General features: G+C 35.2%; 9 protein-coding genes. 6 read left to right on the forward strand and 3 right to left on the reverse strand.

Features of this window, described 5'->3' with window-relative positions; all coding sequences use genetic code 11:
* The first annotated feature begins 75 nt into the window (after nt 1-75).
* The 4 genes from ALGA_RS20250 to lgt all read left to right on the forward strand — a co-directional run bounded on the left by ALGA_RS20250 (nt 76) and on the right by lgt (nt 5,376).
* Complete coding sequence (locus tag ALGA_RS20250; protein ID WP_096432382.1) at nt 76-588, forward strand: ferritin; 513 nt, start codon at nt 76-78, stop codon at nt 586-588.
* Nucleotides 589-691: 103 nt separating this feature from the next.
* The gene (locus tag ALGA_RS20255; protein ID WP_145957691.1) at nt 692-1,075 is read left to right on the forward strand and encodes a hypothetical protein; all 384 of its coding nucleotides are present in this window, start codon (nt 692-694) and stop codon (nt 1,073-1,075) included.
* Nucleotides 1,076-1,178: 103 nt separating this feature from the next.
* On the forward strand, nt 1,179-4,475 hold the full coding sequence (secA, locus tag ALGA_RS20260) for a preprotein translocase subunit SecA (protein ID WP_096432386.1): 3,297 nt from the start codon (nt 1,179-1,181) through the stop codon (nt 4,473-4,475).
* Nucleotides 4,476-4,572: 97 nt separating this feature from the next.
* Nucleotides 4,573-5,376, forward strand: coding sequence for a prolipoprotein diacylglyceryl transferase (lgt, locus tag ALGA_RS20265; protein ID WP_096432388.1), 804 nt, complete (start codon nt 4,573-4,575; stop codon nt 5,374-5,376).
* A 424-nt stretch (nt 5,377-5,800) separates the two neighbouring features.
* Here lgt and ALGA_RS20270 read toward each other — a convergent pair whose 3' ends face one another.
* The 3 genes from ALGA_RS20270 to proB form a co-directional block, all read right to left on the reverse strand.
* Complete coding sequence (locus tag ALGA_RS20270) at nt 5,801-7,609, reverse strand: MutS-related protein (protein ID WP_096432390.1); 1,809 nt, start codon at nt 7,607-7,609, stop codon at nt 5,801-5,803.
* 533 nt (nt 7,610-8,142) lie between these two features.
* Nucleotides 8,143-9,390 (reverse strand): glutamate-5-semialdehyde dehydrogenase, encoded by a 1,248-nt coding sequence (locus ALGA_RS20275; protein ID WP_096432392.1) that lies wholly within the window; start codon nt 9,388-9,390, stop codon nt 8,143-8,145.
* Nucleotides 9,391-9,482: 92 nt separating this feature from the next.
* Entirely contained in the window at nt 9,483-10,553 is a 1,071-nt protein-coding gene (proB, locus tag ALGA_RS20280) for a glutamate 5-kinase (protein WP_096432394.1), read from the reverse strand.
* Between the two features lie 561 nt (nt 10,554-11,114).
* Between proB and ALGA_RS20285 the strand changes: the two genes are divergently transcribed.
* Nucleotides 11,115-13,151, forward strand: a complete 2,037-nt coding sequence (locus ALGA_RS20285) for a M3 family metallopeptidase (protein WP_096432396.1) — start codon at nt 11,115-11,117, stop codon at nt 13,149-13,151.
* Nucleotides 13,152-13,496: 345 nt separating this feature from the next.
* The gene (locus ALGA_RS20290) at nt 13,497-14,399 is read left to right on the forward strand and encodes a YitT family protein (protein WP_096432398.1); all 903 of its coding nucleotides are present in this window, start codon (nt 13,497-13,499) and stop codon (nt 14,397-14,399) included.
* Nucleotides 14,400-14,454: the final 55 nt, after the last annotated feature.

Here is a 14,454-nt window from a genome sequence, read left to right on the forward strand (position 1 = left end):
GGCAATCGTAGGGCTTTCGTGTAATTCTTGCTATTTTTGAGGAGGATTTAGAAAACACATAAAATATTATACGTTATGGCTATTAGTAAGAAAGTAGAGGAAATTTTGAACAAGCAAATCAATGCTGAATTTTGGTCTGCTTATTTCTATTTATCAATGTCTAACTATTGCAATGCGAATGGAATGCCTGGCGTTGCAAACTGGATGAAAGTACAGTTCCAGGAAGAAACTTCTCATGCAATGAAAATTTTGGATTACGTAAATGAACGAGGCGGAAGAGTCGTTTTGAATCCAATTACTGAAGTTCCTGCAGACTGGAATGGTATTTTGCATATTTTCGAAGAAACATTGAAGCACGAAGAAATCGTGACTGGCTTAATTAATGGCTGTGTTAATGTTGCTATTGAAGAAAAAGATCATGCTTCTGTAAATTTTTTACAATGGTTTGTTGATGAGCAAGTAGAAGAAGAAGCTACAGTTAACGAAATTCTTGATCAATTGAGAATGTTTGAAGGAAAAGGCCATGGTTTGTATATGATGGACAAAGAATTTAAGGCTAGAGTTTTTGTTGATTCAACTCAAGCATAGTTGAAAAATAAATTATTTTAAAAAAGCCTCACATTAGTGAGGCTTTTTTTATGATGTAGAACTGTTAAGTCAATAAAAATATTTACTTTTGGATTCTATGGATATGAACAGGTATTTAATAGTAGTATTTTGTGTGCTCACAGGTTGTGCAGCGGCAGTTCCTATGGCCAATGGCCAGGAAATGTCTGTTGATCATCATCTGTTTGCCGAATGGTACGCCGATCATATTCAAAATTTGGATGAATCCTATTCATCGACAATACTTGCTCATGTAGAACAGGATCAATTGGTTGGGAAATACATTCCAAGTATTGAAAACTTTTCATTACTTGAGAATTTACCTAAATTCCCTGTAGCAGATCAAGTTATTCCTTTGGAAAGCATTCCAATATCACAAACATTGCAATGTTTTTCAATCTTACCAGAAGTTATTCTTAGTACAATACCTGAGGGGGATTTTCATATAAGAGCCCCGGTTTTAGCCTAACTTTCCTTTCCTGTTTTCCATAGGAAATTTCACTCGTTATATTATTATTCGTTTTCAACTTTATAGTTGAAAACATTTTACACATCGAATTCAACAAATCAAAATGGGTTTTATAGATACTACATTAGGTAAATTATTTGGTAATAAGTCAGATAGAGACCTTAAAGATTTGACCCCTTATTTAGGGCAGATTAAAGCAGAATATGAAAGAATCACAGTTTTAAGTACTGATGATCTTCGTGGAGAATCAGATAAATTAAAGCAACATATTCAGGATTTCATTAAAACGGAACAAGACGAAATATTAAGTCTTAAAGAAAAGGTTGAAAATGGCGATGTCTCAATCAATGAGAGAGAATTAATCTACGATCAGATTGACGAAATCGAAAATAAAATTGACGCTAAAATAGAAGAAGTACTGGACGAAATTCTTCCAACTGCTTTTGCTATTGTAAAAGATACAGCACGCAGATTTACCGAAAACGAAGAGCTGGAAGTAACAGCATCTAAATTTGATAGAGATTTAGCTCCCTATTACGATAACATACAAATAGATGGTGATACTGCGGTCTATTTTAATTCATGGACTGCAGGTGGAACTGAGATAACCTGGGACATGATTCATTACGATGTTCAGTTGATTGGTGGTACTGTTCTTCATCAAGGAAAAATTGCAGAGATGGCAACAGGTGAAGGTAAAACTCTTGTGGCTACCTTACCTGTATTTTTAAATGCATTAACTGGTAGAGGTGTTCACTTGATTACTGTGAATGATTACCTTGCAAAACGTGACTCGGAATGGATGGGACCAATCTACCAATTCCACGGACTATCTGTTGACTGTATCGATAAACACTCTCCAAATTCAGATGAACGAAGAAAAGCTTATGCATCTGATATTACTTTTGGAACAAATAATGAGTTCGGTTTTGATTACCTGCGTGATAATATGGCAACAAATCCTAAGGATTTGGTTCAACGCCGTCACAATTATTCGATTGTCGATGAAGTTGACTCGGTTTTGGTTGATGATGCACGTACTCCATTGATTATTTCCGGTCCAATTCCAAGAGGTGAGCATCAACAGTTTGATAATTTGAAACCTAAGGTTCAAAATTTGGTGAGAGCTCAAAATGAATTGGTAATGAAGATTTTTACCGATACTAAAAAATTACTGAACAGCGAAGATAAAAAGGAGCTTGAGGAGGGTGCAAAATTATTGCTTAGAACCTTTAAAGGTTTGCCAAAAATGAAGCCACTTATTAAATTCTTAAGTGAGCAGGGAAATAAGGCCATTCTTTTGAAAACCGAAAATTTCTATATGCAGGAAAATAGTAAAAATATGCACATCGTTACTGATGAGCTATATTTTATTATTGATGAACAGCATAATTCTATTGAACTTACTGATAAAGGAATCGACCTGCTTAGTGCTGATGCTGAAGATTCAGGTTTCTTTGTGTTACCTGATATTGGATCAGAAGTTGCCGTTATTGAAAAATCAGATCTTTCGGATGAAGAAAAATTAGCTAAGAAAGATGAAATGATTCAGGCTTACTCTGTAAGATCAGAAAGGGTTCATACAATTAACCAACTATTAAAGGCATATACTCTTTTCGAAAATGATGTAGAGTATGTTATGATGGATGGTAAGGTGAAAATTGTAGATGAGCAAACAGGGCGTATTATGGAAGGCCGTCGTTACTCAGATGGTTTACACCAGGCAATTGAAGCTAAAGAAAATGTAAAAGTAGAGGCTGCGACTCAAACATTTGCCACCATTACTCTTCAAAATTACTTTAGAATGTATCAGAAGCTTTCTGGTATGACTGGTACTGCGGAAACAGAAGCAGGTGAGCTTTGGGATATCTATAAATTAGAAGTTGTTGTAATCCCAACCAACCGTCCAATTATTCGTGACGACCGTGAGGATTTAGTCTATAAAACAAAACGAGAAAAATATTCAGCGGTAATTGATGAAATTGTTGATCTGGTAAAAGCTGGTCGTCCGGTTTTGGTAGGAACAACATCAGTTGAAATTTCTGAATTATTAGGTCGTATGCTTAAGATTAAAGGAATTAAGCACAACGTACTGAATGCAAAATTACATCAGCGCGAAGCAGATATTGTAGCGGAAGCAGGTCAATCAGGAACTGTAACCATTGCTACAAATATGGCTGGTCGTGGTACTGATATTAAGCTAACCAAAGCAGTAAAAGCTGCTGGTGGTTTGGCAATTGTTGGTACCGAGCGTCATGATTCCCGTCGTGTTGACCGTCAGTTACGTGGTCGTGCCGGTCGTCAGGGAGATGTTGGATCTTCTCAATTCTTTGTGTCTTTGGAAGATGATTTGATGCGTTTATTTAGCTCAGATCGTATTGTGAAGTTGATGGACAAAATGGGACTGAAAGAGGGTGAGGTAATTCAGCACAGCATGATTAGCAAATCGATAGAGCGTGCCCAGAAAAAAGTGGAAGAGAATAACTTCGGTATTCGTAAACGATTATTGGAGTACGATGATGTAATGAACTCTCAGCGTGAGGTTATTTATAAACGTCGCCGTCATGCCTTATTTGGTGAGCGTATTCAGGTTGATATTGCCAATATGATGTTTGATTTGTCTGAATTGATTGCAAATGAATATCATGGTGGTGATTTTGAGGAGTTTAAACTAGATTTAATTCGTACTTTATCAACCGATTCTCCAATCAGTGAAGAGGAATTAATGAAGGAGAAACCAGAAGTAGTTACTGAGAAGATTTACCAAGTGGTTTTAGATAACTACAAGCGAAAAGTGGAATCAATTAGCAAACAAGCTTATCCGGTAATCAAAAATGTATACGAATCCAAAGCGGAAATATATGAGAATATTGTGGTTCCATTCTCCGATGGTTCTAAAATGTTTCAGGTAGTAACCAACTTAAAGAAAGCATACGAGAGTAAGGCTGAAAACTTGGTTCGTTCTTTCGAGAAGGTATCTATTCTTGCAACCATTGATGATGCTTGGAAAGAGCATTTGCGTGAGATGGATGACTTGAAACAATCTGTTCAGAATGCTTCTTACGAACAAAAGGATCCATTGTTGATCTACAAATTTGAATCGTTCAATTTGTTTAAAACGATGATTGAAACTACAAATAAGAGTGTTGTTAGCAGCTTAATGAAAGGTCATATTCCATTATCGGATCCTGAAGATATTCGTAAGGCCGAAGAGCGTAAAAGAACCGATTTAAGCAATTTAAAAACTACCAAAGAAGAAATTGGCGGAGGTCGGGGCAAATCGGAGCCAAAAAAGATGGAGCCAGTTCGTGTCGCTCAAAAAGTGGGTAGAAATGAACCTTGTCCTTGTGGTAGTGGTAAAAAATACAAACAATGTCATGGAAAAGGAGTTCCTGCTTAATTTCCATAATTAAAAAAATCATACTAAATTGACATGGATTGTTTCGCAAGTCGAAACAATCCATTTAGTTTTACTTACCAAAATTTAAAAAACGCATATGTTGCTTTCAATCCTTTGGGATATCGACCCGGAAATATTTAGAATCGGCCCTGTAGCTGTCCGTTGGTACGGATTACTTTTCGCTTTAGGCTTTTTGTTGGGATATTATTTGGTAGAAAAGATGTTTAAAAAAGATGGTATTGAACTGGAATGGCTTGATAAGTTGTTTCTGTATACCATGATTGCAACAGTTGTAGGAGCTCGTTTGGGACATGTATTCTTTTATGGTTGGGAATTCTATTCTCAGCATCCAGCGGAAATTATAAAAATTTGGCGTGGAGGATTAGCTTCTCATGGCGCTACAATTGGAATTCTTATCGCATTGTGGTTTTATTCAAAGAAAGTCAGCAAGAAGTCAATGCTTTGGATATTGGATTACGTCGTAATTCCAGTTGCCTTGGCGGGATGTTTTATTCGTTTTGGAAATTTGATGAACTCTGAAATTATCGGAACTCAAACTCATTCGGAATGGGGGATTCAATTCATCAGAGCATCTATTTATGAGCCATTGGCTCCTCGACATCCAGCTCAGTTATACGAGTCAATATGTTATTTAATTTCCTTTGCTGTATTGTCGTTCATGTATTGGAAAACAAATGCAAAACAATACAGTGGAAGACTGTTTGGAGCCTTTTTCGTGATGATTTTTACTGCACGTTTCTTTATCGAATTCATAAAAGAAAATCAGGAAGCTTTTGAACAGGGAATGGCATTGAATATGGGACAATTATTAAGTATACCTTTTGTTTTAATTGGGTTGTTCTTTTTTATACGATCCTTTAAAATAAAACCAGTGGCTTAGTACAAAAACAGCATAAAAAAAGCCGAATCATTTCTGATTCGGCTTTTTTGTTGTTTGAATCTCTTTTTAAAATCAAGTTTGCCAATCCATATCATCCAAAAAAGCCTTCCTAATGATGGGAAAGCACTTCAAACCGTCCAAAGCCTGTTCCCAAAAGTGGGAGAGCACTCAAAACCATCATAAGCCTCTTTCCCGAATATGGGAGAGCAGTTTGAACTACCCAAAGCAAGTTGCCTAATTATGGGAGAGCAGCTTGAATCATCCAAAGCTTGCTCCTAATTGTGGGAAATCACTTCTAACCGATACAATCCTGTTTCCCAATTGAGGGAGTGCACTTCGAAGCATTCAAGGCAAATTCCCCAATATGGGAAGGCATTTAAAATCACCCAAACAGGATTACCAGATCATGGAAAAGTATTTAGCTTTATGCTTCCTTCAATATTTCCAGATCAATTCCCATTTTCCGCATTAAAATTGGAGCATTAAAGGTTTTGCAAAATCCTTTCTGCACTTTGTAGTCGAAATAAAGCTGATCACCATCAATTTTAATGTCAAAGAATCGATTTTCAACTTGTCCTGGTAACTCCTCTTCTAATATGGATAACTCCAAATCGTGAGTCGCAACCATGGCAACAGCATCGTGTTTCACCAATTGCTTAATCAATGCCCGCGATCCGGTGTGTTTATCTTTCGAATTAGTCCCTCTTAAAATTTCATCCAACAGCAGTAATGTCTTCTCTTTTTTGTTCACCTTTTCAATAACCTGCTGAATTCTCTTTAGCTCTGCATAAAATGATGATTCATTGTCTTCTATTGAATCTTTAATTCTCATAGAGGTGTTGACTTCAACATTAGAAACTTTCATTTCTTTGGCACAAACCGGTGCACCAGAAAGAGCTAAAACAATATTGACACCAACTGTTCGCAAAAATGTGCTTTTTCCTGCCATGTTCGATCCTGTAACGATATGCACAGTTCCTGGTCCATTCAGCTGATAGTCATTATTCACTCTAGCTTTCTGATCAATCAACGGATGTCCTGCTTCTTTTAATTCCAATTCAAAGTGTTTCTCAGAGATTTTCGGGAAAGCCCAATCTTCATGATTAAAACTTAAATTAGCGAGGCTGGATATCGCTTCAATTTCACTGATCGCATCAAACCATTTTTCAATGTCATGGCCGTATTTTTCCTTCCAACGGTCAATCCGAAACAATATGTGCAATTCATAAAAAAACAAAAGGTTGAAAAGGAATTGAACAACAAGATTCAAGCGCTGATCAAGTAATTCTATTAAACGGGTCAATTGGTTTATTTTTTTTGCCGTTGGCTGATCATCAGTTGCTAATGTAGTTTTAAGCTCATTCAGTTTTTCAGATTCCCAATTCCCTCTTTCGAACTGCTCAATAATATAGGAGTAGGTTTTGAGCATTTCCCCTCTTTTCGAAGTTTGTTCATGCTCCTTACTAACCTTTTTGCGATTGAAGTAATGGATTCCAATATTAGCCAATATCATAATTGTAATAGGAGCTTGCGAGCCGATAAAAGCATAAATTAAGGCTGCTAAGGAAAGAAACGGCATAACAGTTACAACGATCTTCAATAGTTTTTGACCATGAAAAAGAGAGGGCTTTTTACCCCATTCAATAACAAAATTGGGATCATCATTTTTTAGTTTGCCTGTAAAACCATATTGAATAATATTTTGTCTCCAATCAATTTTTTTTGCCAATTCCTTAACGGCATCTTGTCTTTTGCGAATCTCTTTATTAGACGATGGCTTTGAAAGCCAATTAGCAAGAGTGTTATTTCCAGTTTTTGTAACACTTCGGTTAATTAATTGAAAAAGAGAATACTTGCCAAATACATCTAAGTCTGATGCATAAGAATGATTTGGCTTTAAATATTCTTCACCATTGTAAAAAAGCCTGCTATGGCGTGTTTGCAAGCAAGAGATTTCATTTTCGTTGATTTCAATTAAAGCCTTTAGCCTTTTACTATTTTTACTATTACGATTGTATCTTCTTACAAAATAAATCAATGAGAGTACTAGTGTGATAGCAACTGTGCTTGCAATTAATAGAGAATAGGAAAGAATTACATAAAATAACACGAATGCTCCAATCGCACTTATCAAACGTAAGAAAGAGAGGTTTCTATTTTGCTTTTGCAGATCAGAGCTTTGCTTATTAAAGTCATTTATTCTGTCAGTATAAAAGGATAGTTTTTGCTTCATGTCAATTTGTTGTTGAAATTAAAGATGCAAAAATAATCAAAAGATTGAGTTTTATATTCAGTACTAGATTAAGATAAGGATTAATTTTAGATGAATCTTCCAATAATTACAATGCTGGCCATTGCTATGTCTTAAGCAAGCGGTGGCTTTTCGGAAGCTCCTATTTTAGTCAAATCTGATTGGTTTTGTGGCGAATGGAAAGCGATTTTTGTTTTGGAAGCCGTTCGTATGGTGCTGAATCCGGTGTTTTTTGATGTTTATGGGTGTCGTTTTGTAATATTTTAAGAATGTAGTATTATCCGTATATCACCTTTAGTGTAATATGTTGATGTATTCATCAATGAAAAAAGGAATCTAATGGTGATTATTGTGATCATGAATAGATCAGTTCAAGTATTGACAATGCCTCTTTTTAATGATTTTGTTATTCTAAAGTAATAAATCCTTTTTTTTGGAAAAAAGGAAATAAAAAATCCGGTAGAATATAAATATTCACCGGATTAGATTTGAAAAACTTACGTTTTATTTTCTACTTATTCTCTAATTTGTCCATTTCCGGTAATCAACCATTTGTAGGAGCATAATTCTTCCAAACCCATAGGTCCCCGAGCATGTAATTTTTGTGTGCTTATCCCAATTTCAGCTCCTAATCCAAATTGTGCCCCATCGGTAAATGCCGTTGAAGTATTAGAATAAATTGCTGCAGCATCAACCACTGAGTAAAAGTCACTTACGGTTTTTGAATTCTCGCTAATAATGGCTTCACTATGCTTCGAACTGTACTTATAGATATGATCTGTAGCTTCTTGAAAATTACAAACAGTTTTAATCGACATTTTATGACTCAAGAACTCATTTCCAAAATAAGACTCATCTGCTTTTTTAAGTAGAGACTCAGGGTAGGTATCTTTAATAGCATCGTAAGCTTCTTGATCTGCAAATATTTCAACTTTTTTATCCTGTAGCTTATTTACTAGCGTTGATAAATCAGCAAGTCGGTCTTTATGCATAATTAGACAGTCCAATGCATTGCAAACACTTACTCTGCGAGTTTTGGCATTATATACAATCTGTTTTCCTTTTTGCAAATCTCCGTCTTTATCAAAATAGGTATGTACAATACCGGCTCCAGTTTCAATTACCGGAATTTTAGAATTTTGCCGAACTGAATTAATCAAATTCTGAGAGCCCCTTGGTATTAGAACATCTACAAAACCTATTGCATTCATTAACTCCGTAGCCGCTTCTCTGGCCGAAGGTAGTAATTGAATAATATCAGGATTAATCTCATTTTTGATCAGTGTCTTCTTTATTAACTCAACCAAAACTTTATTCGAATTTTCGGCATCATTACCACCTTTTAAAACGCAGGCATTGCCAGATTTAAAGCAAAGTGCAAAAACATCAAGCGTAACATTAGGCCGTGCCTCATAAATGACACCTACAGTTCCTAATGGAACACTTACTTTTTTAATTAGCAAACCATTTTCAAGCGTTTTTTCAGAGAGTATTTTTCCCAATGGAGAAGTCAGTTTTAGGATATTTTCAATATCCTCAGCTATTCCATTAATTCTTTCTTCGCTTAGTAGTAAACGATCATATTTTGGATCGTATGCAGACATTAAGTCTAAATCTACTTTATTGGCTTCTAAAATTTGTGCAGTTGTCTCTCTTAGAGACTTTGCAAGATCTTTTAACACATTATTTATCTTTTCAGAACTTAGTAAACACATGGTTCTGGAAGCTTCTTTGACTTTATATAGTTGTTCCGTGCAATTCATATTTTGAATGATTATGGGTTTAAATCAAGTATTGTAAGTAAGTTAATTCTTATTTTTTAAATCGATACAATAGAATTTGTCGACCGTTTTCTTTAGTAAAGAAAAAGGTAATCGTAATGAACCAGGGGTTTTGCGCCAGTTGTTCCAATATAACTTTCTGCTTTACTTTTATTATATTGTGTTTTCCCAAGTCCTATTACTTTTCCTGTTGAGCCAATTATTTTAATAATGTCACCTTTTTCAAAATCTCCAATCATATTCATGATACCAATAGGCAATAAACTTGTTGCTTCTTTTGAGAGCAAAGCCTCCTCTGCACCTTTATTAATAACCAATTCGGCCTTTTCAAAACCATCAGATCCCGCCAGCCATTGTTTCACTGTTGATGCCTTCTTGCTTGCCGTAAAACTTGTGTGATTTACCTTGTCAGGTGAATTAATAAGTTCCAATACGATATTGTCAATTGCACCATTAGCAATGTGCACTGGTATTCCCGATTTGGCAACTCTTCCGGCAATAGTGCATTTGGTTAGCATTCCACCTCTTCCAAAATTAGATTTTTGCGTCGTGATGTATTGTTTTAATCGGTTAATATCACCATTTACAGTTTGTATTACGGTGGAATTAGAATCATTAGGGTTTCCTGTATAAATTCCATTGATATTACTCAGCAAATAAAGTGCTTCAACATCCATCATCGATGCAATCAAGCCAGATAACTCATCATTATCGGTGAACATTAAAGCCGTAACCGATACAGCGTCATTTTCATTAATAATTGGTAGAATTCCATTATTAAGAAGAGAATTTAAACAGTTCTTCATGTTTAAATAGTGCTCTCTTGTTCGAAAATCTTGTTTTGTAACAAGAACTTGCGCACATCCTATATCAAACTCGCTAAGAAAAGAGGAATAGGTATTCAGTAGCTCTACCTGACCAACAGCTGACCATACCTGTCTTGCTGATACAGTATCAATTTTTGCGGGCAGTTTTACTTTACTTTTACCTGCAGCAACCGCTCCCGATGATACAAGAATACATTGTATTCCTTGATTTCGTAGTGAGGATATTTGATGGACAATATTTTTAATTCGGGATGTATTTAATTCTCCGTTCTCATTTGTAAGAACGTTGGAGCCGATTTTAATGCAAATTCGTTTCATATATATTAGGTATGACAATTTAAAGTACGAGAATTTAATTCCAGTCTTAAAATTGGAATGTATTGAGTATCCATTCATTGGCTAATGAATGGCAAAAAGAAATATTAATTCAAGATGCTAATTGAGAAATACCCAACGGGATGAGTGGGTAAGTGGTATGTGAGCGTAGGACGTAACAATTCAGAAGCAAAAAGTGGAATTATTGCTTCTGTGTGTAAACTTTTTTGGATAAGAAAATTCATGCCTTTCATTTCGATAACGCTTGATAATTACAAATCCCCCTTGTTTTTATTGAATCAAATATAGGGATTTTTTCATGAAATGATTCCTTACGTATTGATATATTGCTTATTATAGATCGAATGGAAAGGTTTGCGTAAAAAAATATTATCAAAACACAGATAGGTTTACGCATATACTAAGTCGCATATTATCAGGTGGTAATAATGGTTGTTTGGAGGTGTAGAAGTGCTATCCGGAAATTTTCTGGATAATTAGATTTTTTCTGGATTGATTGGCTTTTCAATTTTATATCTTTGTTTTTGATATAAAAAAATAACTATGACTGTACAGACAAATCCATTACTAAACGAATTTACTACTCCATACGAATCAGCTCCTTTTGAAAAAATTGAGATAAACCATTATTTGCCTGCTTTTACCGAGAGTGTTGAAATCGCGAGAATGGAAATAGATCAAATTGCTGATAATACAGATCAAGCAAGTTTTGCAAATACGATTGAAGCTTTAGAGTATATCGGACATAAATTAGATCGGGTGGCTTCTATTTTCTTCAATTTGAATCATGCCAATACAAATGATGAGATGCAGGCATTGGCCAGAGAAATTTCGCCAATGTTAACAGAGTTTTCAAATGATATCATCATGAATGAGAAACTATTCTCCCGCGTAAAGGAAGTTTATCATCAAAAAGGTGAATTGAAACTGACTGTTGAACAAGAAAAATTGTTGACAGATCGTTATAAATCCTTTGTGAGATCGGGTGCCAATTTGGAAAAAGAGAAAAAAGATCAGATTAGAGAAATATCAAAAGAGCTTTCTAAGTTAAGCCTGCTGTTTGGTGAGAATGTATTGGCTGCAACAAATGATTTTGCGCTATATATTACCGATAAAAAAGACTTATCCGGTCTACCGGATGGTATTATTGAAGCAGCAAGAACCGTTGCAAAGGAGAATAATAAGGAAGGATGGGGATTTACTCTTCAATTTCCCAGTTATGTTCCTTTTATGCAATACTCTGATAATCGAGAATTACGTGAGAAAATGTTTAAAGCATATACTTCTCGCTGTTTTAACGACAAATACGATAACCAGGAGACTCTCAAACGCATTGTTGAACTGCGTTTGAAGAAAGTTCAGCTATTCGGATACAATTCTTACGCAGATTTTGTTCTAGAAGAAAGAATGGCAGAAAAATCAAGTAAGGTTTTTGATTTTCTTACTGAATTATTAGATGCTTCGATGCCAAAGGCAAAAGAAGAATTTAAGGAGTTGCAAGACTACGCCAAAAGCTTAGGCGCTGATTTTAAATTAGAACGATGGGATTGGTCTTATTATGCTGAAAAATTAAAAACAGAAAAATTTGATGTTAATGATGAAATTACCCGACCTTACTTTGAGTTAGAAAGAGTTAAAAAGGGCGTTTTCTCGTTAGCAACACGTCTATACGGAATCAAATTTAATATCAACCCTAATCTTTCGAAATACCATGAAGAAGTTGATGTGTATGAGGTGACTAATGAAAAAGGAGAGTTTTTGTCCTTACTATATACTGATTTTCATCCTCGTAATTCGAAACAAGGAGGAGCGTGGATGACATCCTTCGTTGATCAATACCGAAAGAATGGTTTAGATCATCGTCCGCATATTTCTATTGTATGCAACTTCACGAAACCTGGTGAGACAAAGCCATCTTTGCTTACTTTTAATGAAGTAACAACATTCTTACATGAGTTTGGTCACGCTTTGCACGGAATGTTGTCTAAATGCACATATAGTAGTCTTTCCGGGACAAGTGTATACCGTGACTTTGTTGAATTGCCATCTCAATTTATGGAGAACTTTGCCACACAAAAGGAATGGCTTGATGATGTAGCTGAACACTACGAAACAGGAGAAAAAATTCCATCAGAAATTGTGCAGAAGATTATTGATAGTGAGAATTTCCTAAGTGGTTATTCTTTTGTGCGTCAAATTAGCTTTGGATTAAATGATATGGCATGGCATAGCGTTACAAAGCCGGTGACCGATGAAGTTGCTGTCTTTGAGGATAAGGCTATGGCATCAACGGAATTGTTCGATAGGGTTGAGACAAGCTGTATGAGCACTTCGTTTTCGCATATTTTTGCCGGAGGTTATGGTGCGGGATACTATGGATATAAATGGGCAGAGGTTTTAGACGCAGACGCTTTTGATGCTTTTAAAACTGCAGGTATATTCAATAAAGAAATCGCAAATTCATTTCGGGAAAATATTCTTGAAAAAGGGGGAAGTGATCATCCTATGAATCTATATTTGGAATTTAGAGGTAAAGAACCTTCTATCGAACCTCTTTTAAAGAGAAGTGGATTGAAATAAGTATTTAAAAATATCATATCAGAGCTACTCATTTAATGAGTGGCTCTTTTTTTTGTACAAAACAAGGTTAGTAATCATAAGCGTTACTCTTCGGTTAGATAAAGAAATGTATTAGTTAGGTCTAGATCAGATGAAATGAGGATAAGTACTTTTTCATAAGTGAAATATTGACGTTTATTTTTCACGATTTAGATAAACATGTTTAAAAAAACATGCTGAAAATATGTTAGCTCCTGATTTTCAAGCAACTGTTTAGCTGATAAAATTGATGATTTTTCTTGTATTTAGAGGAAGCGAATCTATTTTTGTCGGCGAATTTCACACACTTAAACTAACAATTAAAAAATGGCTTTTATTACTAAAGAAAAGTTCTTATCAAATGAATGGATTAGCGCTTATTTATACCTCATTATTGGGAGTATTATTTTTGCAGTCTCCGACATTTTATTTGTCGTTCCTTACAAGTTGGCTCCAGGTGGGGTTTACGGTATTGCAACTGTCTTAAACACAATGTTTAGCTGGAAGATTAGTTACTGTACTTTTGCAATGGAGATTCCATTGGTAATTTTAGGTACAATTATTCTTGGTCCCAGATTCGGGATTAAAACAATTGTGAGTATTTCTATCATTCTGTTCACTGTTTGGATCATGGAGACATATATCTCCCCAGGTTATGCCAAGGTGATTGCAGATCCAATGCTGAATACAATTGTTGCAGGTGTTTTTTACGGTATCTCAATTGGATTCATTTTTAAATCACGTGCGACTTCAGGGGGGTCTGATATTATTGCAATGATTTTGGCCAAATATACCAAGTTGTCATTGGGTAAATTAGTAATGATTGTTGATGGTATTATTGTGCTGTTCACACTCGTTCAGCCAAGTGAAACTGGCGCTATTGGATGGGAATTTGCAATTTACTCATTAATCATTATCTATATTGAAGGAAAGATAATCGATATGGTTGTGAGTGGAGCAAATTATCATAAGACCGTAATGATTGTCTCTGATCAGTACGAGTCAATTTCCTCGAAAATTAAAAATGACTTGATGCGCGGTGCTACAATTTTCACAGGAACAGGGGCTTATTCAGGGGAAGAGAAAAAAATGGTTTACTCTGTAATGAGTCGAAGAGAATTAGAAATTCTTAAATTGCACATTAGAGAAGTTGATCCTAATGCTTTTGTTAATGTTACTGAAGCAAATGAAATTCTTGGTGAAGGATTTAAATCTCTTAAAGAAGAATAAGATTTTTTATAATTTTTATTTAAAATCCCTCTAAAATATAGAGGGATTTTTTTAT

Origin of the sequence: Labilibaculum antarcticum, assembly GCF_002356295.1 — a bacterium.
Lineage (GTDB): Bacteria > Bacteroidota > Bacteroidia > Bacteroidales > Marinifilaceae > Labilibaculum > Labilibaculum antarcticum.